The following is an 18,885-nucleotide window of genomic DNA, read 5'->3' as shown; positions in this document are numbered from 1 at the left end:
GCCTGGCTCAGGCCCGAGGCACGATCCGGGAGCGGACGCTACGCACCCGGGCACAGGCCAGCGAGGCCTGACCGGAAATCTGCTCGACACGGCCACCGGCCATGAGAGCGCCGTCGTTCAACACGCGGCCCGCGACTTCCCGCGCCGCGCCCACGATGATGCGCAGGGCGCCGTCAAGCGTCTCGACCAGCAGAGACCCGATCGCCATAAACCTCTCCATCGCCTTGATTGCACAGGGTTTGTTCTGGCAACTCAACGCAAGATGGAGGGAAAAGGTTCCGCGCCACTCAGCCGTTCACGCGCTGCACACTGGAGACCACGGGCCGGGCGCGCAGATCGGTGATGATGCCGTTGAGGTGGCGTAGATCGTAGACTCCGACATCGATCACCATGCGGGTGAAATCGGCCGAACGCGAGGACATGCGCAGATTGTCGATGTTTCCGTCGCGCTCGCCGATCACCTGCGCGACCTGAGCGAGCGAACCGGGCTCATTGGTGGCCACCACCACGATCTGCACCGGAAAGCGCTGCGGATCGTCGTCGTCGACATCCCAGCGCACATCAAGCCAGCGTTCCGGCTCCTCCTCGAAATCCTGAAGCGCCGGCGACTGGATCGGGTAGATGGTGATCCCCTCGCCCGGCGTGAGAATGCCGACGATGCGGTCGCCCGGCACGGCGCCGCCATTGGGCGCGAAACGCACGGGCAGTTCGCGGTTGATACCGCGGATCGGGATCGCGGTCTTCGGATCGGGATCGGATTCGATACCGGGAATCTTGAACTTGAGGCTCTGGCCCTGCTCCAGCTCGAACCAGCCCTCACCCTTCGGCGCGGCGAGATCGGCGGGACCGGACCATTCGGGGTGGATCGCCTTCACCACGTCGTCGGAACGCATCTCGCCGCGCCCGACGGCGGCGTAGACGTCCTCCAGCGTGCCGCGCGCCAGCCGGTTGAGCGCGCTGGCGAGCTTCTCCTCGGAGAACACCTTGCCCGCGCGCGCCACCGCCCGCTCAACGATCTTGCGGCCGAGCCCGGCATATTGCGCGCGCACCGCCGCGCGGGTCGCCCGGCGGATCGCCGCCCGCGCCTTGCCGGTGACCACGATCGATTCCCAGGCGGCGGGCGGGGTCTGCGCCTCGGCGGTGATGATTTCCACCTCATCGCCGTTCTGCAGCTCGGAGACCAGCGGCGAAATCTTGCCGTTGACCTTGGCGCCGACCGCCCGGTCGCCGACGCCGGTATGGACCGCGTAGGCGAAATCGATCGGGGTCGCCCGGCGCGGCAGGATGATCAGCCGACCCTTGGGGGTGAAGCAGAACACCTGGTCGTGGAACAGCTCCAGCTTGGTGTGTTCGAGGAACTCCTCGGGGCTGGAGCCCTCCGCCAGCAGTTCGATGGTACGCCGCAGCCAGGCATAGGCGTTGGAATCGCGCGTCAGCAGGTCGCCCCGGCCCTCCTTGTCCTTGTAGAGGGCATGGGCGGCGATGCCGTATTCGGCTATCTCGTGCATCTCGCGGGTGCGGATCTGCAGCTCGACGCGCTGGCGACCGGGGCCGACCACCGTGGTGTGCAGCGAGCGGTAGTCGTTCTGCTTGGGCGTCGAGATGTAGTCCTTGAAGCGGCCGGGAACCAGCGGCCACTTGGTGTGCACCACGCCGAGCGCGGCGTAACAGTCCTCCAGCCGCTCGACCAGGATGCGGAAGCCATAGATGTCCGAGAGCTGCTCGAAGGCGACGGACTTCTGCTCCATCTTGCGCCAGATCGAATAGGGCCGCTTCTCGCGTCCCTTGACCTGCGCGACAATGCCCTTCTGGGCGACGGCATCGGAGAGCTCGCGCTCAATCGACGACACCAGCCCACCATTGTGCTCCTTGAGCGCCTGAAGGCGGCCGATGATCGATTCATAGGCCTCGGGCGAGAGTTGGCGGAACGACAGGTCCTCCAGCTCCTCGCGCATGTCGTGCATGCCCATGCGCCCGGCGAGCGGGGCATAGATGTCCAGCGTCTCCTGCGCGACGCGCGAGCGCTTCTCCTCCGGCACCCATTTCAGGGTCCGCATGTTGTGCAGCCGGTCCGCGAGCTTCACCAGCAGCACGCGCACGTCGTCGGCGATGGCGAGCAGCAGCTTGCGCAGGTTTTCGGCCTGCTTGGCCTGCTTGGACACGAGGTCCAGCTTCTTGATCTTGGTGAGCCCCTCGACCAGCGCGCCGATCTGCGGGCTGAACAGCCGGTCGATCTCCTCGCGGGTGGCGTCGGTGTCCTCGATCGTGTCGTGCAGCAGCGCGGCGACGATGGTGGCGTCGTCCAGCTTGAGATCGGTCAGGATCGCCGCGACTTCGAGCGGGTGCGAGAAATAGGGATCGCCAGAGGCGCGCTTCTGCGTGCCATGCGCACGCATCGCATAAACATAGGCGCGATCGAGCAGCGCCTCGTCGGTGTTGGGATTGTACCGGCGGACGCGCTCGACGAGCTCGTACTGCCGCATCATGAGACAGAAACCCGTGAGACCGACCGGCTCATGCCGGCCACTGGTCTAGATATCGTCCGAGCGCACGCGGCGCGCAAGGCGCAAGCGGCTGAAACGCTTCGGAAAAGCAAAAGGCCCGGCGGGGAGCCGGGCCTTGCGATGCCGTCAAGCGGCGGGCCGTGAACGGAAAGCCGTTCAGCCCTCGTCGTCGTCGCTCGGCTCGGGCGGAACCAGGCCCTGCAGGCCGGCCAGCAGTTCTTCCTCGGTCATGCGGTCGAGCATGATGTCCGAATCATCCGCGCCAGCCTCGCCGGTGGCGATCATCGGCACGGTCTCCGGCTCGGGCTCGTCCACCTCGGTGAACTTCTGCAGCGAGTGGATGAGGTCCTCCTTGAGGTCCTCGGGGGAAATCGTCTCGTCGGCGATCTCGCGCAGCGCGACAACGGGATTCTTGTCGTTGTCGCGATCCACGGTGATCGGCGAACCGGACGCGATCATGCGGGCGCGATGACCCGCGAGCAGAACGAGTTCGAAGCGATTGTCGACCTTGTCGATGCAATCCTCGACGGTGACGCGAGCCATGCCTCGGCACTCCTGTCGGTGAAGCTGGAAAGTCGCTGCAATAAACGATCGGCCCCACAAGGGCAAGCCTTGGCCCCATACACGACTTTGGGAGGGTTTCTAAAAATCGTTTCGCTGCGGCAGCAATAAATGCGCTATGTCTATGAACGGGGCAGGAACCGCTTCGTGCCGCGGGACTCGAAGCAAAAACGACACATAAAAGTTTTCGGAAGCCGCCCAAGATGATTAACGGAATGGAAAAGATTGCTCTTTTTATAGATGGCGCCAATCTTTACTCTGCGACCAAGGCGCTTGGATTTGATATCGATTACAAGCGACTTTTGCGCGAATTCGAGTCGCGTGGGTATGTCTTGCGCGCCTTTTATTATACGACTCTGGTGGAGGATACCGAGTATTCCTCCATCCGGCCGCTGCTCGACTGGCTCGGCTATAATGGCTACTCGGTCGTTACCAAACCGGCGCGGGAATTCACCGATTCGCAGGGCCGTCGTCGTCTGCGCGGCAACATGGACATCGAGCTCGCGGTCAACGCGATGGAGGTGGCCGCCCATGTGGACCACATCGTGATCTTCTCCGGCGACGGCGATTTCCGCTCGCTGGTCGAGGCGGTGCAGCGCAAGGGCGTGCGCGTCAGCGTGGTCTCCAGCGTGAACACCCAGCCGCCGATGATCGCGGACGAATTGCGCCGCCAGGCCGATACCTTCATCGATCTGGTGGAGCTGCAAAGCCGGATCGGCCGCGATCCTTCCGAGCGGTCGGGACGGATGCAGGAGACGCCGCGCTTCCTGGAGCGCCGCGCCGCGCCGCCCGCCAGCGAGGATGACGACGAGCTTTCGACCTCCTGAGACGCGCATGACCCAACCTTCCGCCCGCGCGCCGGCCGAGCCGGGACGCGACTGCCCGCTGTGCCCGCGGCTGGTCGCGTTCCGTGAGCTGTGGCGCGCGAACGAGCCCGACTGGCACAACGCTCCCGTCCCCTCCTTCGGGCCGGAGGACGGGCGACTGCTGATCGTCGGGCTGGCACCGGGGCTTCGCGGGGCCAACCGCACCGGGCGCCCGTTCACCGGCGACTATGCCGGCGAGCTTCTCTACAGCACGCTGATCCGTTTCGGGTTTGCCACCGGCCGCTTTGAGGCGCGCCCGGACGACAGCCTGACGCTGGTTGACGCCCGCCTCACCAATGCGGTGCGCTGCGTGCCGCCGGAGAACAAGCCGACCACGGAAGAGATGCGCACCTGCCGGCCGTTCCTCTCCGCCACCATCGACCGGCTGCCGCGGTTAGGGGCTATCGTGGCGCTCGGCAAGATCGCGCATGATCAGGTGCTGGCGGCCCATGGCGAGAAGCTCTCGCACCACAAATTCGGGCATGGCGCGGTGCACCGGCTGAAGGACGTGGTGCTGTTCGACAGCTATCACTGCTCCCGCTACAACACGAACACCGGCGTGCTGACCACCGAGATGTTCCACGCCGTCTTCGCCAAGGTGCGGGCGCATATCGACATGCTGGGGTGATCAGGGCGCGACCGGCGCCCACAGCACGTCCTCGATGCGCCGCGCCCCGCTCGCCAGCAGCACCAGCCGGTCGAGCCCGAGCGCGATGCCGGAGGCTTCCGGCATCACCGCCAGCGCGGCGAGGAAATCCTCGTCCAGCGGGTAGCGCTCGCCATAGATGCGCTCTTTCTCATCCATCCAGGCGATGAAGCGCCGGCGCTGCTCCTCCGCGTCGGTGAGTTCGCCGAAGGCATTGGCGAGCTCCACGCCGCAGACATAGAACTCGAAGCGCTCGGCGAGACGGGAATCGCCGGGCTTGGGCCGCGACAGCGCCGCCTCGGACGCGGGGTATTCATAGAGGATCGTCGCCCGATCCCGGCCGAGATGCGGCTCGACCTTCTCCACCATGACGCGGGTGAAAACATCCGCCCATGTGTCGTCCGGCGCCACGCGGATGCCGGCCGCGCGCGCGGCGTGCCACAGGCGGTCGCGGTCTATGACCCCGCCCTCGCCCAGTGTCGCCATCAGATCGATGCCGGCATGGCGCGCGAAGGCATCACACACGGTGAGCCGCTCCGGTGCAGCGAACGGATCGGCCTCGACGCCGCCAAAGGAGAAGCGCCGGCTCTGCGTCACGTCCGCCGCCAGCGCCAGAAGCGCCGCGCAATCGGCCATCAGCACCTCATAGCTCTCGCCGGTCCGATACCATTCCAGCATGGTGAACTCGGGATGGTGCAGAGCCGTGCGCTCGCCGTTACGGAACACGCGGGCGAAGGTGAACAGCCGTTCCTCGCCCGCCGCCAGCAGCTTCTTGGCGGTGAATTCCGGCGAGGTGTGCAGATAGCGTACCGCGCGCGCGCCATCCGGCGCCTCAAGTTCGGTCGCGAACGCCTTGAGATGGGTCTCGTTGCCCGGAGAGACCTGCAGGATCGGCGTCTCCACCTCGACGAAATCCCGCGCCGCGAAGAAGCCGCGCAGCGCCGCCATCACCCTCTGCCGCGCCATCAGGAACGGGCGCCGGTTGGCATGGCGCTCGCGGGACCACCAGGGCGACACGGCGGGAGAGGATGGCATGGCGGACTCCGGCAGTTAAACGGGACGCAACGGGCGGGGTTGGCGGAAGGCGGGCGCGCTTGTATAGGAACCGCCAACGTGAATCCCGGTGCGCGCGCGGCGTGCACCCAACAGCCAGAGGACCGCATGGTCAAGGTCATCGCCAGCACGCTGCGCAAGGGCAACGTGGTCGACATCGACGGCAGGCTCTACGTCGTGCTCACCGCCGACAACATCCACCCCGGCAAGGGCACGCCGGTGACCCAGCTCGACATGCGCCGCATTTCCGACGGCGTGAAGATCTCCGAGCGCTACCGCACCACCGAGCAGGTGGAGCGCGCCCATGTCGAGGACCGCCCCTACACCTTCCTGTATTCGGACGGCGAGGGCTTCCACTTCATGAACCCCGACAATTACGATCAGGTCGCGGTGCACCCGGACGTGGTGGGCGACCAGGCGCCGTATCTGCAGGAAGGCATGCAGGTCATGCTGAAGATGCACGAGGGCAACGGCATCGCCATCGAACTGCCGCAGCGCGTGACGCTGGAAGTGGTCGAGACCGAGCCGGCGATGAAGGGCCAGACCGCTTCGTCTTCCTACAAGCCGGCTGTGCTGTCGAACGGCGTGCGCTCGGCGGTGCCGCCGCATATCGGCATCGGCACCCGCATCGTGGTGATGACGGCGGACGGCTCCTATGTGGAACGCGCCAAGGACTGAGCACGGCTCATGCCGAAATTGAAAAAGCCCGGCCAAGTGCCGGGCTTTTTTGTTGAATCATCGCTGGATGATCACCCGCGGTCGCGCATCAGGCGCTGCTTGTCGCGGTTCCAGTCCTTCTCCTTCGCCGCCTCGCGCTTGTCATGCGCCTTGCGGCCGCGCGCGATGGCGAGCTCGACCTTGGCGCGGCCCTGCTCGTTGAAATAGATGCGCAGCGGCACCACGGTCATGCCCTCGCGCTCCACCGCCTGCCACAGCTTTGCGATCTCGCGCATGTGCAGCAGCAGCTTGCGCGGGCGTCGCGGCTCGTGGTTGAAGCGGTTAGCCTGGAGGTACTCCGGGATGAAGGAATTATAGAGGATCGCCTCGCCCGACTTGGCGGAGACATAGCTCTCCGCCACCGTCGCCTTGCCGCCACGCAGGCTTTTCACCTCCGTGCCGGACAAGGCAATGCCGGCCTCGAACACCTCGCCGATCTCGTAGTCAAAGCGCGCGCGGCGGTTTTCGGCGACCACCTTGCGCGGAACGGTCTTTTTGTTTTCGGCCATTTCACTCAGCTCCGTGCCGGAGCGTGAGCTCCGCCCGGCCTCAGTTGATCAGTCCGGCGTGCCGCATCGCGGCCTGAACGATGTCCTTGGTCTTCTCGCTCACCGGAACCATGGGAAGGCGCGCCTCGTCCTTGATCTTGCCGAGGACGCTCAGCGCATATTTGGTGGGGCTCGGGTTGGTTTCAACGAACAGCGCCTGGAACAGCGGGAACAGCCGGTCCTGAAGCTCCAGAGCCTTGGCGTAGTCGCCGGCCATGCAGGCGTTCAGGAGGTCCGCGCACAGCTTGGGCGCCACGTTGGAGGCGACCGAGATGCAGCCGTCGCCGCCATGGGCCATGAACGCCAGCGCGGTCGGGTCCTCGCCGGACAGCTGGTTGAAGCCCGGCCCCATCGCCTGGCGCTGCTGGCTCACGCGCACCAGATTGGCGGTCGCGTCCTTCACGCCGGTGATGTTCTTGATCTCGAACAGCCGCGCCATCGTCTCCACCGACATATCCACGACCGAGCGGCCGGGAATGTTGTAGATGATGACGGGAATCGTGATCGCCTCGGCAATGGCCTTGTAGTGCTGATACATGCCCTCCTGGCCGGGCTTGTTGTAATAGGGCGTCACCACGAGCACCGCATCCGCCCCCGCCTTCTCGGCGTGGTGGGCGAGGTCGATGGCCTCGATGGTGTTGTTGGAGCCGGCGCCGGCGATGACCGGCACGCGGCCCCTCGCCTGCTCGATGGTCCACTCGACGACCCGCTTGTGCTCGTTATGGGAGACCGTCGGGCTCTCGCCGGTGGTGCCGACCGGGACCAGGCCGTGAATGCCTTCCTCGATCTGCCACTCCACCAGACCGCGTAGCGCTTTCTCGTCCAGCGCACCGTCGCGGAACGGCGTCACGAGAGCCGTAAACGAACCACGAAAGGGCGTCTGGGGAGGCATGGCGTGCTCCTGGTCTCTTTTTCTCGATGTTATCCGCCACCACGCAGCATTCGCGTGGTCGAAGGGGGCATCAGATATCGCGTCGGCGCCTTGGAAGAAAGGACATTGTTGTGCCCGCCTCATGGCGCGCGCCCGCCAAACTTGGCAAAGCGGACGGGATGCGGCACCCTGCCTCGGTTTCGTCGGCTTCGACGCCTACAACCGCGGCGTAATCGCCACGGCTTTTCGATGCGCGGGGTTGTGGTTAGCAATTCGTCAATAAGATCGCGAGACAACTAGGGCGGACGTAGCCCCCGCCGGGGCGGCCCTCACGGGCCGGAACGTTTCAAACGTCTGTTTGCCGGGAGTGCGTATTGTCATGAGCCACAGCTCCAGCCCGTCGCGTCGCCGCCCGCTCCGAGCGGCGGTTTCGCTCGCCGCCCTGCTGCTCGCCTCCACGGCCGGATTTTCGCCCTCCTTCGCCGAGACCAAGCCCGCGCCGCGCCCGCCGCAGAAGCCGGCCGCCAAGCAGAGCACGGCGACGCCGGTTCCCAAGCCGGCACCGGCCAAGCAGGCCGCCAAGCCGGCGGCCAAGCCGGTGATCCAGCCCGCCGCCAAGCCGGCGCTGGCCGGCGCGGTGGCGCCGATGGCCGCGAGCGGCTTCGCCATGGCGAAGCCCGCCACCGGCAATCTCGGCGACATGCAGCGCGCGGTGAACCTGATCGAGAAGGGCCAGTCGGCCGAGGCGCTGAGCATCGCCGATACGCTGCGCGATCCCGGCCAGCAGGCGCTGGTGCGCTGGCTGGCGCTGCGCGTCACCGCCCGCGACGTCGGTTTCGACCGCGCGGTCGCGATCCTGCGCGCCCATCCCACCCTGCCGACCCCGGTCGTGCTGCGGCGCCGGCTGGAATATCTGCTCTACGCCGAGAACAAGGACCCGGCGACCATCGTCTCCTTCTTCTCCGAGCTGCGGCCCTATTCCGGCGAGGGCAAGATCGCGCTCGCCCGCGCCCTGTTCGCCAGCGGCGACCAGAAGGCCGGGATGGCCTGGCTGAAGGACGCCTGGCGCGAGGACGCGCTGTCCGAGGATGTCGAGGCGACCGTGATGGTCGAGTTCGGCGGCGTGCTCACCCGCGCCGACCACAAGTACCGCGCCGACAAGCAGCTTTATGCCGAGGACGCCGCGCGCGGCCTGCGCGCCGCCCAGCGCGCGGGAGCCGATGTCACCGCGCTGGCCAAGGCCCGTGTTGCGCTGTTCGCCAAGAACGGCGATCCGGCCAAGCTGCTTGCGGCGGTGCCGGCCTCGCTGCGTTCCGATCCGGCCTATCTCTACACCCAAGCCAAGATCGCGCGCCGCGCCGGCGACGACGCGGCCGCCGCCCGTGCGCTGCTCGCCGCGCCGAAGGACCCGGCGTTGCTGATCGACACCGACGAATGGTGGATCGAGCGGCGCCTCGTCGCCCGCGAGATGCTCGACGCCGGCGATCCGCGCACCGCCTACAAGGTCGCCTCCGGCGGAGCACTGGCAGAGAACGAACACTATATTGCCGACCAGCACTTCATGTCGGGCTGGATCGCGCTGCGCTTCCTCAATGATCCGAAGACCGCGCAGCAGCACTTCGTCCGCGTCGCCGAAGGCCAGACCCACCCCGCCACGGTGTCCCGCGGCTTCTACTGGCAGGGCCGGACGTTCGAGGCGCTCGGCAGCACTGCCAATGCCCGCTCGCAATATGAGATCGCGGCCGGCTACAGCACCGCCTATTACGGCCAGCTCGCCCGCGCCCGGCTCGGCAAGGCGGATGTGAAGGTCCGCTCCGCGCCGGTCGCCAACGCCGCCCAGCGCGCGGCCTTCGCCCGCGACGAGGGCGTGCAGATCTTCCGGCTGCTGGAGAAGATCGATCAGGAAAAGCTCGCGCTCGCCCTCGCCTACGATCTCGCGGAACGCCTGCCGGATGCGGCGCAGCTCGGCCTGCTGGTCGAGATCGCCCGGGCCAATGGCGATGCCCGTACCCAGACCACCATCGGCAAGGTCGCGCTGAACCGCGGCATGGCGCTGGAGGCCGAGGCGTTCCCGACTCAGGGCATCCCGAACTTCCGCCCGATCGCCGAGCCGGTCGATCCGGCGCTCATCTATGCCATCACCCGGCAGGAGAGCATGTTCCACTCCTCCGCCGTCTCCAGCGCCGGCGCGGGCGGGCTGATGCAGGTGATGCCGGCCACCGGCCGCACCATCGCCAACCGCACTGGCGTCAAGCTCGACGCGGCGAAGCTGCGCTCCGACCCCGCGACCAATGTCCAGTTCGGCGCGGCCGAGCTGCGCAGCCTGCTGGACAATTACCACGACAATTATGTGCTGACCTTCGCGGGCTACAATGCCGGGCGCGGCAACGTGTCCAAGTGGATTCAGGCCTATGGCGATCCGCGCGATCCCAATGTCGACCCGATCGACTGGGTGGAGCGCATCCCGTTCTCCGAAACTCGTAACTATGTGCAGCGGGTGATGGAGAACGCGCAGGTCTACAAGTCGCGCTTCGGCTCACGTACCACGCTGCAGATCGAGGCGGACCTGCGCGGCGCGCGGATGTAAGCGCGCGGCTGGAGCTATTCCTGCAAAAACGCATCCCTTTCTTGCGAAAGTAATGGCGTAAAATCAAAATCCTGGAGCATTTCCGGCGAACTGAATTTCTCCGCAAATGCTTTAGACCGCCGTCAGGCGCGCCGGTCGAAGGAGCGCCGCGCCCAGCATCCGGCCGCACAGCCGATGATATAGGCCACCATCAGGAGCGCCGCCGTCTCGATGATGAACACGCTCATCGCGCGGCCTCCCGCGCGTCGTCCTTGGCCGGCGCAACACGGGAAGCCGGCTTGCAGCCGCCGAGCCAGCCTGTGACAACCCCAATGGCGAGCGCGCCGATCAGATACGGCCAGAGTTCCAACGCCAGAAACCACATGGCCTACCTCACGATCAGCTGGATGCCGGGCTGGCCGGGCACGCCCTCGGGCCAGGCCTGGACGGCCAGAGTGCCGAGCGTGTCGGTCAGCAGCCGCTCCGCAGGAATACCCGCCTGCCCAAGATAATTGGCCAGCGTCGCGACCCGCGCCTCGGTCAAAGCCGCGCTGACGCCGGGCGTGCGCACCGAGACCGAGACCAGCGCATCCGGGCAATTCGCCGCCGCCGCTGCGACGTGATCGAGCAGCCCCCGGCTCGCCGGATCAAGCTGGGCCGTGGCGCTCTCGAACCCGATGGTCCCGCGCGCCAGCAAATCCGCCACCGCCTTCTCGCAGGAGGCGGTGTCCGTGCTCTCGCGGCGCGGGGCGACATCGAGGCTGATCTCGGCCTCGAAGCCAGGCGGCAACGCGGCCTTGAGATTGGCGCTGATCTGCCCGACGGCGGCGGGATAGAGCGCCGTGCCTGTCAGGCGGAGCCTGGCGTCGTCGAAGCGCGCCTCGCCGGCATCGAGCCGCGCCAGCTCGTACAACGTCGCGAGCACCGCCTGAGCATATCCCTCCGGCGCGCCCTGCGCCACGGCGGACACGTCGTTGACCGAACCGCCGAGAAGCAGCGGCTTGGCGGCGGCGACCAGTTGCTGGTGATCGCCCGATTGCGGGAAGAAGCCAGAGAGCGTCAGCCCCTCGGCATCCTTGCGCATGGCGAAGACATAGGGCGAGACCACGGGCGGGCGCACGTCGCGCGCCAGCGAGAGCCCGCGCGGCTGTGCCTTGTCGAGCGCGGCCTGCACCGCGGCATAGGCGGTCGCATCCTGCGCCTCGCCGGCAATCGACAGCACGCTTCCCCTGCCCTGCACCGCGCCGGTGCGCAGCCGCGCGAGCTGGCCGACGCCGAACACCGTGGCGTTGACCCAATCCTCCGCGCCCGGCCCGCCGGCGGCGATGCGCATTTCGTCGCTCACCTGCTCGCCGGGAAAGCTCGCGCGCATCGCGTCGAGCACCAGCCGCTTGGCATCTTCGGAAGGCGCATAGCCGGTGAGCCGCAGCCCGCCAGTGCCGCGCAGCACGCTCCACACGAAGGGGCTCACCTTTGGCGGTTCGACAGCGAAGCGGGTGACGGTGTAGCCCTCGGGCACGGCGCGGCGGGCGCCGGCCAGCGCGTCATAATCGGCGAAATCGCGGGCGGAGCCCTCGATGGCGATGGTGGTGCCGTTGAGCGTCACCTTGCCGTCCGGCAGCTTGCCGAGCTGGCCCAGTGCGAAGGACACCGCCTTCAGCCAGCCATCGGTCGGCGGCGCGCCATCGGCGAGGCGGAGCTGGTCGGAAATGGCGGAGCCGGGCACCGCGCCGCGCACCGCGTCGAGCAGCGCGCGCCGGGCATCGCCGAGCGGGATGTAGCCGGAGAGCCGCACTCCGTCGCGCTCGCGCTGCGCCGACCAGACGAAGGGATCGGCGATCGGCGGCAGCACGGCGAAGCGCGCCAGCTTGGCATCGGCCGGCAGCTCGCTGCGCACCGTGACCTCAAGCGCGTCATAGGTCGCGAAATCCGGCGCCCGGCCCTCGATCGAGAACGAATCGTCGGAGATGATGATGCGCCCGGCCGGCATCTTGGCCAGCTGGTCGAGCCCAAAGATCACCACTCCGGCGAAATCGCCCGCCGGACCGCCACGCGCGCGCACCAGCTCCCGTTCGCCGGTCACGATCATGCCCGGCGCGACATGGGCGGCAGCCTCGGCGATGCGCTTGCGGGCATAGCGCGAGGGCACATAGCCCTCCAGATGCAGCTTCGAGCCGTCGCGAATGGCGGTAAAGGTGAAGGGCCGGCGCTCCGGCAGCAGCGTCGTGCGGTCTTCCACCTCCCGCACGCCGAACAGCCGGCCGAGCTCGGCGCGCACCTTGACGCGCGCGTCCTCGGACAGCGCCTCGCCCTCCAAAAGGGCGTCGCGGCCGTCGAACCGCGCCCGCGCCCAGGATTCGCCGATGTCCACCAGCAGCGTTTCGGAACGGGCGGCAAGGTCCTGCTCCACCGGTTCACGCGCCAGCAGCACCGCCGCGGCGATCAGCAGCGCGAGCGGAGGAAGCCCCTTCCACCAGGAGCGCCAGCGGCACATCGGCATGTTCTCCCGTTTCACGGCCGTTCCGGGCGCGAAAGCCTGACCGCCGTGACGGTGGGTGAGTTCATCATAGTTCCTCGACATCCGGAAGCCGGTTATGGGGCTGTCGCCTGCCCGCGCCGACGGCTGCCGTCACGCCCATTCGCCAGCCCGCATCACCGGTTCGGCATTGCCGCCCGCGTCGATGCCGTCGACGTCGATCTCGCCCGAGCCGATCATCCAGTCGATGTGGATGAGGCTGGAATTGGCGCCGCGCGCCGCCAGCTGCTCCGGCGTCAGGTTGGCGCCGTCGATGAAGCACTTGGAGTAGGACTGGCCCAGCGCGATGTGGCTGGCGGCGTTCTCGTCATAGAGCGTGTTGTAGAACAGCAGGCCGCTCTTGGAGATCGGCGAGGAATGCGGCACCAGCGCGACCTCGCCGAGCCGGCGCGAGCCCTCGTCGGTGTCCAGCACCTTGTTGAGCACGTCGAGCCCGGTGCGCGCCGAAGCCTCGACGATCGCTCCACCCTCGAAGCGCACCGCGATGTCCTGAATCAACGTGCCCTGATAGGAGAGCGGCTTGGTAGAGGCAACATGGCCGTCCACGCGCAGCCGGTGCGGGGTGGTGAACACTTCCTCGGTGGGAATATTGGCGTTGCAGACGATGCCGTTCTTGGCGACCGACGCGCCGCCCGCCCATTCGTGATCGTCCGCGAGCCCGACGGTGAGGTCGGTGCCCGGTCCGCGGAAGCGCAGCGCCGAATAGCGCTTGGCATTGAGCCGGGAGGTCGAGGCGGAAAGCTGCTCATTGTGCTCCTGCCATGCCGCGACCGGATCGGGCGTGTCGACGCGCGAGGCGGCGAAGATGGCGTGCCACAGCTTGGCGACCGCGATGTCCTCCGGGTCGTCCGGGAACATCGCCTTCGCCCAAGCGGGCGATGCATAGGACACGATGGTCCAGTTGATGTCGAAGCCGGCGATCAGCGACAGCGCCGGCATATAGGCCCGCGAGCGGGCGCGATTGGCGCGGGAGACCTTTTCGGGGTCCTCATTGGCCAGCAGCGAGGGATTCTCGCCGGAGATCGCCAGACGGGCCGCGCCGCTCTTGAAGGCATTGGCCATGCCCTCGTACAGCCAGCCGGTCGCCTGATCGAAGCTGCCATCGGGCGCGTTGCGGAAGCGCATCAGCGTCGCTTCCTCGTCGTTGAACAGCGTGGTGACAAGGCTGGCGCCGGCCTTGTAGGCGTGCTCGGTGATGCGGCGTACCAGCGGCAGCGCATCGAGCGAGGCGGTGATGACCAGCTCCTGGCCGGCGCGCAGGCCAAGACCGACCTCGACGGCGACGCGGCCAAGCCGGTCGAGACGTTCGTCATGGGTCAGGGGCTCGGTGGGGTGGCCGGCGTGCTTGTTCATGCTTGTCTCCGAAAGGTCGCGGTCCACGCCGCGCACTCGGAGCGCATTCAAGGTGCGTCGGCAGCGGGGCGTCAAGGCCAAGATGCCACACGAGAAGGACACGACAAAAAGGGCGAGCCGATGGCCCGCCCTCTGTGTCAATGATCGCGCTGGAAACCCCGCGCTCAGGTTGGCTTGCCGCCGGAAGGCTACTTGCCCTGCCCGCGCTGGTCCTTGATCTGCTGCTTGATGATCGCGGCATCGCCGGGCTGGTACCAAGCGGAGTTGTAGTCGTCGATCGGCCGATGGTTGCGATACATCTGCGATTCGGCCGGGAACGGCACCTCCACCGTCGGCTCGGGGGCGACGTAGTAAGAGCGGCCCTCATAGACCGGCGCGGGCTCATACATCGGCTCGACGCCGTAGGTCGGGGCCACGCTGTAGGCCGGCACAGTGTGGCCGGGGCCAAGCCAGACTTCACCGCGCACATTGGCGGCGCTTTCCTGCTGGGTGCGCACGAAGGCCCGGCGTTCGCTCAGTTCGCGGCCATCGGCATGCGCGTTGGCTACAGCGCCCGCAGCGAGAATACCCAGGGTCGCAGAAGCAAGGATGAGCTTGCGCATATCTTTTCTCCGTCCTGTCCATGTCATGTGGCGGGAAAGACTTCCTCGCCGTTTCGCATGATTAACGAACGGAAAACACGGATGGTTCCCTGAGAAGGGCAACGGGAACCCTGCCCTTATCAGGAAAGGTACGAAGAAACCGACCTCATTGGGTGCGATCTACCAGCCGACCAGACGATTGACCACGAAGCTCGCGCCGAACGCCACGGCGATGGCGATGCCGAAGGCGATGACTACGGAACGCCGGGTCTCACGCTGGAGCTGCCGGTTCAGCGCGCCATGGGACACGCGGCTCCCGGCCTCGGCGATCGCCTCCTCCGCGCTCGCAAAGACATGGGCGCCGTCGGGCACGATCATCAGGTTCTCGGCCTTGCCGAAATCCTCGATCAGGTGCCCATCGGCGTCGCGGTCGGCCTCGCCATGGGCCGGAATGCGCTCGGTCAGTGCGCGCGGATCGGCCGACCACAGATAGACCGGCTTGCCGAGCGCCTGCGCATAGCCGATCTCGAAGGCGGTGCCGGGGTCCATGTGGTGGCCGCGAAAGGGCGAGATGTTCGCGACCATCGCGTCGGCACGGTGGATGAGCGCGATGCAGCCCCGCCTGATGTCGGCGTCGCCGGCATCGAGCGGGTACAGCCCCTCCATTCCCGCCGCCTCGCACAGCGCCTTGAGCCGCGCGCCCTCGTCACGAGCATCGCGGCGGAACACTTCCGGGCCGGCAAGATAGAGCTTGTGGGAAGGCATGCGAGGTCTTTCGGAGGCGGCGCCAGAAGCGGCTGCGCCTCAATACAGCATGGGATCGCCCCAGACACCGAAATCGAACGCGGCCTGCTGGTTCATCATGGCCGTCATTTCCTGCTCGTTCATGATGCGCTGCTCGAACACCATCTGCTGATAGGCGGTGAAGGCGTTCTGGTTGCCATAGAAGACGCAGCCGCAGGCGACGGGATCGGCGTAAAGATAGAGCGGCTGGCCGTTCTGGTTCTTCACCACGAACTGGTTGGCCGGCATCGCCTTCAGCGACGCCACTCGCGCGGGGGTGTCCGCCAGCCGCATGCGGAAGCCGGCGGCCGACAGAAGGTTCTCCTTGGTCTGTTGCGGCTGCTGCGCGTCGGTGACGCAGCCGGCGGCGGCAAGACCGAGGACGGCCACGACGGCAAACGATGACAGTTTCACGCGGGTACACTCCTGCAAGCGACGTATGATCGGCGACGTATCGAGGCGCCAAATTATCAATCGAGGCTGAGGAGTCGACCCGCCCGACTGCATCGAGAAGAATGTCGGAACGAAATAATGGCGACCGCGGCTGGGCTCGAACCAGCGACCTGCCGCTTAGAAGGCGGCTGCTCTATCCAGCTGAGCTACGCGGCCCCGGCCGAGACGGCAGGTCGGGAAACGCTCAGTGCGTCCACTGACCGACGCGGCGGAAGCTGAAATTGTCCGAATAGGCGATCTTGCGCCGGGCCGGCTCGCGCGGCTCCTGAACCTGATAGGCGATGCCGTGGCGCTCGGCATAGGCGACGGCTTCTTCCTTGCTGTCGAAGCGCAGGCGGAGCTGGCTCTTCATGTCGCCGGAGCTGGTATAGCCCATCAGCGGCTCGACCTTGCGCGCCTCTTCGGGCTCGTAGTCGAGGACCCAGAGCTTGGTCTTCGCGGTGCCGGACTGCATGGCGTTCCGGCTCGGCTTGTAAATGCGTGCAACCATGACCCTTACTCCCGCCTGCCCGGCCGGCGGCCCGCACGTCTTCCGATCCTGACGGACGATGCATCGGCGCTGGGCTGGTTGCGTGGTCGGGGCAGCAGGATTCGAACCTGCGACCTGAAGTACCCAAAACTTCCGCGCTACCGGGCTGCGCTATGCCCCGCCATTCATAACCGTTTGCCGTGCAACGACCTTCGGCCCCTCGCGAACATATCGACCGCAAGATGGAATGGCACAGAGCGGCGGATAAAGGCAAGGGGGCCGCGGCAAAGTCGCGGTCGACATCCCCCGGAAGGCCATCGCCCGGCGGAGGCTCGCTGCCGCTCACGCGGGCCTCGGAAGGCGCCGGTCGGCAAAGCTGTTGAAAAGTCGTGACAGGCGCTGCCGGCCCGCGGTCAGCGCCGCGCCCATCGCCGCACCGGGGCACCCCGCGCAGCCAAATGGCCACAAGGCCCCGACGCCGCAAGCCGCCCTATGGACGCCACGATCCGGCATGAAGAATCAGCGGCTAACACACATTTGACTCCCGCAACAAACCAAATATTTTACCAAATAGTGGGATGATGATTATACTTTGTAATTTGAATAAACAAGGCATCGCGAGCACATAACCTCCAACCTATGTGACAAAATGTTTCGTAGAATAAAAGTCGCCCTGGTTATTCGCACACTTCGTGACCAGTCGGATTCCATAGGTTTCGACTGCATGATGCAGTACATGCTGCTCAACAACGACGGTGAGCGGCGATTTGACGTTCGTCTTTTCTGCGAAACAGCGAACAGGAACCTGCCCGATGGGCAGGAAGTGCACAGCATCACGCATCTGGCCAATTGGATTGGCGATACCCCGGATGCCTGCGTCGTCTATCACTGGTGCGATGGCTGGGAGGCCTTCGACGGGGCGTTCACCCGCCTGAAGGCCCGGCGCATCCTGCGCTGGCATAACAATACGCCGCCGTGGTTCCTCGCGCCCTATTCGATCCCGACCGCCTCGGACACGATGCGCGGACTGCTGAGCATCCGCCGGCTCGTCGCCGAGACCGACGTCGCGTTCTGGGTGAATTCCGATTACTCCGCCGATCAGTTGCGGCTTTTCGGCGCGACCGATGATCGCGTCCATGTGGTTCACCCCATGTCAACGCTGCTGATGGCGGGCGATGCCGAGATCGATGTGATCCGCAGCCGCCTCGGACGCGCCACGGCACGTGCGACGGGCGACGCCATCCGCCTGCTGTTCGTCGGCCGCTTCGTGCCGCACAAGGGGCACAAGCACCTCGTCGCCACCGCCGCCCATGTCCGCGCCATTTCGGGCCGCCCGGTCGAGCTGCATGTCGTCGGCCGGCCCGACCATTCGATGCCCGGCTATGGCGAGGAGGTGCGCCGTCTCGCCGACCTGCTCGACGTCAACCTCATCGACCATGACGAAGCTCCGGACGCGCGGCTGCACGAGCTTTACTGCACCAGCGACGTGTTCCTGTGCCTGTCGGAGCATGAAGGCTTCGGGCTGCCGGTGCTGGAGGCCATGCGCTTCGGTCTCCCGGTGGTCGGCTGGCGCTCGACGGCGGTGGCCGAGCCGCTCGCCCGCCACCCGCTGGCCATCGCCCGGCTCGATCACGAAGCGGCGGCGCTGCGCGTGGTCGCCGCGCTCCAGCAGCCGCTGCGGTCCACCACCGTCTGGTGGCAGAAGCAGCAGGTGCTGCCACATTATTCCGACGCAGCGCTCGCCCGCCGCCTGTTCCGCGCCTTGCCCCTTGGCGAGACCAACCGCTCTCCCGGCGCCACGGAATTGCAGATCGTGGCCGATCCGGTGTTGCAGCGCCTGACCGGCGTCGCGCTGGAAGCCCTCGACACTGCCCCGCGCCTTGCCCCCGAGCTTGCGGCGATCACCCGCACGGTCCCGGCCGACGCGCCGGGCCGGCTGGTGACGCTCCATGACCTCGCCTCGTTCGACACGCTGCTGCGTGCCGCCGGCAATGGTAGCGGCGACCTGTACCGGACGACGCTGCAGGTAGGGTTCCCGCAGAAGCGCAGCCTGTTCGGTCGCGTCTTCCGCCAGATTCGCCGCTTCTCATTGAGCCTCAATCTCGGGCTGGTACGCGCCATCGAGCAGCTCGGCCGACACAATGAGCTCCGGCTCAGCCGCCTGAGCGACGATGTGGACAGCCTGAAGCAGCAGAACGCGCTGATCCTCGAACATCTCAAGACGCTCACGGCGGACCGCGCGGCCGACGTCCCGAACGAGGCCAGCCGCGCCGCGGCGCGGGTACTCACGCCGCTGCCGCGCCGTCAGAACATGGCGCTGCATGCCGGCGCCGTTCAGGCTGCCGCGCCGGAATCCCAAAGCTCGCTCAGCGCCTGAG

At 66.8% G+C, this 18,885-nt stretch carries 18 protein-coding genes and 2 tRNA genes; 5 read left to right on the top strand and 15 right to left on the bottom strand.

The annotated features are described in order from the left end of the window. Positions 1-7 precede the first annotated feature (7 nt). The 3 genes from VRZ77_RS02815 to rpoZ all read right to left on the bottom strand — a co-directional run bounded on the left by VRZ77_RS02815 (position 8) and on the right by rpoZ (position 3,047). Complete coding sequence (locus tag VRZ77_RS02815) at positions 8-208, bottom strand: CsbD family protein (RefSeq protein WP_414591195.1); 201 nt, start codon at positions 206-208, stop codon at positions 8-10. A 79-nt stretch (positions 209-287) separates the two neighbouring features. Beyond that, positions 288-2,486 (bottom strand): RelA/SpoT family protein, encoded by a 2,199-nt coding sequence (locus VRZ77_RS02810; RefSeq protein ID WP_414591194.1) that lies wholly within the window; start codon positions 2,484-2,486, stop codon positions 288-290. Between the two features lie 174 nt (positions 2,487-2,660). Further along, complete coding sequence (gene rpoZ / locus VRZ77_RS02805; protein WP_414591193.1) at positions 2,661-3,047, bottom strand: DNA-directed RNA polymerase subunit omega; 387 nt, start codon at positions 3,045-3,047, stop codon at positions 2,661-2,663. Positions 3,048-3,268: 221 nt separating this feature from the next. Here rpoZ and VRZ77_RS02800 point away from each other — a divergent pair, with 221 nt between their 5' ends. Both VRZ77_RS02800 and VRZ77_RS02795 read left to right on the top strand, forming a co-directional pair. After that, the gene (locus tag VRZ77_RS02800; RefSeq protein WP_414591192.1) at positions 3,269-3,892 is read left to right on the top strand and encodes an NYN domain-containing protein; all 624 of its coding nucleotides are present in this window, start codon (positions 3,269-3,271) and stop codon (positions 3,890-3,892) included. 7 nt (positions 3,893-3,899) lie between these two features. Beyond that, positions 3,900-4,559 carry a uracil-DNA glycosylase gene (locus VRZ77_RS02795; RefSeq protein WP_414591191.1) on the top strand — a complete coding sequence of 220 codons (660 nt, stop codon included), beginning with the start codon at positions 3,900-3,902 and terminating at the stop codon, positions 4,557-4,559. Here the strand turns inward: VRZ77_RS02795 and epmA are convergent, their stop codons facing one another. Further along, positions 4,560-5,612 (bottom strand): EF-P lysine aminoacylase EpmA, encoded by a 1,053-nt coding sequence (epmA, locus tag VRZ77_RS02790; RefSeq protein WP_414591190.1) that lies wholly within the window; start codon positions 5,610-5,612, stop codon positions 4,560-4,562. A 126-nt stretch (positions 5,613-5,738) separates the two neighbouring features. On the opposite strand from epmA, the gene efp reads away from it, so the two are divergent. Then, a complete protein-coding gene (gene efp / locus VRZ77_RS02785; protein WP_414591189.1) occupies positions 5,739-6,308 on the top strand; it encodes an elongation factor P in 570 nt (189 codons plus the stop codon). A 71-nt stretch (positions 6,309-6,379) separates the two neighbouring features. On the opposite strand, the gene smpB is transcribed toward efp, so the two are convergent. Then, positions 6,380-6,856, bottom strand: coding sequence for an SsrA-binding protein SmpB (smpB, locus tag VRZ77_RS02780; protein WP_414591188.1), 477 nt, complete (start codon positions 6,854-6,856; stop codon positions 6,380-6,382). Positions 6,857-6,896: 40 nt separating this feature from the next. Then, on the bottom strand, positions 6,897-7,787 hold the full coding sequence (gene dapA / locus VRZ77_RS02775; protein ID WP_414591187.1) for a 4-hydroxy-tetrahydrodipicolinate synthase: 891 nt from the start codon (positions 7,785-7,787) through the stop codon (positions 6,897-6,899). A gap of 358 nt (positions 7,788-8,145) precedes the next feature. On the opposite strand from dapA, the gene VRZ77_RS02770 reads away from it, so the two are divergent. Further along, positions 8,146-10,353: a transglycosylase SLT domain-containing protein gene (locus tag VRZ77_RS02770; protein ID WP_414591186.1), complete on the top strand. Its 2,208-nt coding sequence runs from the start codon at positions 8,146-8,148 to the stop codon at positions 10,351-10,353. Between the two features lie 223 nt (positions 10,354-10,576). Here VRZ77_RS02770 and VRZ77_RS02765 read toward each other — a convergent pair whose 3' ends face one another. From VRZ77_RS02765 to VRZ77_RS02725, 9 genes are all read right to left on the bottom strand, one after another. Further along, the gene (locus VRZ77_RS02765; RefSeq protein WP_414591185.1) at positions 10,577-10,717 is read right to left on the bottom strand and encodes a hypothetical protein; all 141 of its coding nucleotides are present in this window, start codon (positions 10,715-10,717) and stop codon (positions 10,577-10,579) included. Positions 10,718-10,720: 3 nt separating this feature from the next. After that, positions 10,721-12,847 (bottom strand): flagellar motor protein MotB, encoded by a 2,127-nt coding sequence (locus VRZ77_RS02760; protein WP_414591184.1) that lies wholly within the window; start codon positions 12,845-12,847, stop codon positions 10,721-10,723. A 114-nt stretch (positions 12,848-12,961) separates the two neighbouring features. Beyond that, positions 12,962-14,221, bottom strand: a complete 1,260-nt coding sequence (locus tag VRZ77_RS02755; protein WP_414591183.1) for an aminopeptidase — start codon at positions 14,219-14,221, stop codon at positions 12,962-12,964. Positions 14,222-14,409: 188 nt separating this feature from the next. Next, positions 14,410-14,823, bottom strand: coding sequence for a hypothetical protein (locus tag VRZ77_RS02750; protein WP_414591182.1), 414 nt, complete (start codon positions 14,821-14,823; stop codon positions 14,410-14,412). Positions 14,824-14,982: 159 nt separating this feature from the next. Next, entirely contained in the window at positions 14,983-15,567 is a 585-nt protein-coding gene (locus VRZ77_RS02745; RefSeq protein ID WP_414591181.1) for a nucleoside 2-deoxyribosyltransferase, read from the bottom strand. Positions 15,568-15,606: 39 nt separating this feature from the next. Next, complete coding sequence (locus VRZ77_RS02740) at positions 15,607-15,999, bottom strand: hypothetical protein (RefSeq protein WP_414591180.1); 393 nt, start codon at positions 15,997-15,999, stop codon at positions 15,607-15,609. Positions 16,000-16,117: 118 nt separating this feature from the next. Then, positions 16,118-16,194: transfer RNA gene (locus VRZ77_RS02735), tRNA-Arg, on the bottom strand. A 28-nt stretch (positions 16,195-16,222) separates the two neighbouring features. Further along, a complete protein-coding gene (locus tag VRZ77_RS02730; protein ID WP_414591179.1) occupies positions 16,223-16,528 on the bottom strand; it encodes an ETC complex I subunit in 306 nt (101 codons plus the stop codon). 83 nt (positions 16,529-16,611) lie between these two features. Then, positions 16,612-16,688 (bottom strand) — tRNA-Pro (locus tag VRZ77_RS02725). A 642-nt stretch (positions 16,689-17,330) separates the two neighbouring features. Between VRZ77_RS02725 and VRZ77_RS02720 the strand changes: the two genes are divergently transcribed. Then, positions 17,331-18,884: a glycosyltransferase family 4 protein gene (locus VRZ77_RS02720; protein ID WP_414591178.1), complete on the top strand. Its 1,554-nt coding sequence runs from the start codon at positions 17,331-17,333 to the stop codon at positions 18,882-18,884. Position 18,885 lies beyond the last annotated feature (1 nt).

The sequence above is a fragment of the Ancylobacter sp. G4_0304 genome, from assembly GCF_047501495.1.
GTDB lineage: Bacteria > Pseudomonadota > Alphaproteobacteria > Rhizobiales > Xanthobacteraceae > Ancylobacter.
This window is presented reverse-complemented; position numbering and strand designations above follow the sequence as displayed.

Coding starts and splice junctions, on each gene's coding strand:
- VRZ77_RS02815 (WP_414591195.1), bottom strand. CDS start 208: ATGGCGATCGGGTCTCTGCTGGTCGAGACGCTTGACGGCGCCCTGCGC.
- VRZ77_RS02810 (WP_414591194.1), bottom strand. CDS start 2,486: ATGATGCGGCAGTACGAGCTCGTCGAGCGCGTCCGCCGGTACAATCCC.
- rpoZ (WP_414591193.1), bottom strand. CDS start 3,047: ATGGCTCGCGTCACCGTCGAGGATTGCATCGACAAGGTCGACAATCGC.
- VRZ77_RS02800 (WP_414591192.1), top strand. CDS start 3,269: ATGATTAACGGAATGGAAAAGATTGCTCTTTTTATAGATGGCGCCAAT.
- VRZ77_RS02795 (WP_414591191.1), top strand. CDS start 3,900: ATGACCCAACCTTCCGCCCGCGCGCCGGCCGAGCCGGGACGCGACTGC.
- epmA (WP_414591190.1), bottom strand. CDS start 5,612: ATGCCATCCTCTCCCGCCGTGTCGCCCTGGTGGTCCCGCGAGCGCCAT.
- efp (WP_414591189.1), top strand. CDS start 5,739: ATGGTCAAGGTCATCGCCAGCACGCTGCGCAAGGGCAACGTGGTCGAC.
- smpB (WP_414591188.1), bottom strand. CDS start 6,856: ATGGCCGAAAACAAAAAGACCGTTCCGCGCAAGGTGGTCGCCGAAAAC.
- dapA (WP_414591187.1), bottom strand. CDS start 7,787: ATGCCTCCCCAGACGCCCTTTCGTGGTTCGTTTACGGCTCTCGTGACG.
- VRZ77_RS02770 (WP_414591186.1), top strand. CDS start 8,146: ATGAGCCACAGCTCCAGCCCGTCGCGTCGCCGCCCGCTCCGAGCGGCG.
- VRZ77_RS02765 (WP_414591185.1), bottom strand. CDS start 10,717: ATGTGGTTTCTGGCGTTGGAACTCTGGCCGTATCTGATCGGCGCGCTC.
- VRZ77_RS02755 (WP_414591183.1), bottom strand. CDS start 14,221: ATGAACAAGCACGCCGGCCACCCCACCGAGCCCCTGACCCATGACGAA.
- VRZ77_RS02750 (WP_414591182.1), bottom strand. CDS start 14,823: ATGCGCAAGCTCATCCTTGCTTCTGCGACCCTGGGTATTCTCGCTGCG.
- VRZ77_RS02745 (WP_414591181.1), bottom strand. CDS start 15,567: ATGCCTTCCCACAAGCTCTATCTTGCCGGCCCGGAAGTGTTCCGCCGC.
- VRZ77_RS02730 (WP_414591179.1), bottom strand. CDS start 16,528: ATGGTTGCACGCATTTACAAGCCGAGCCGGAACGCCATGCAGTCCGGC.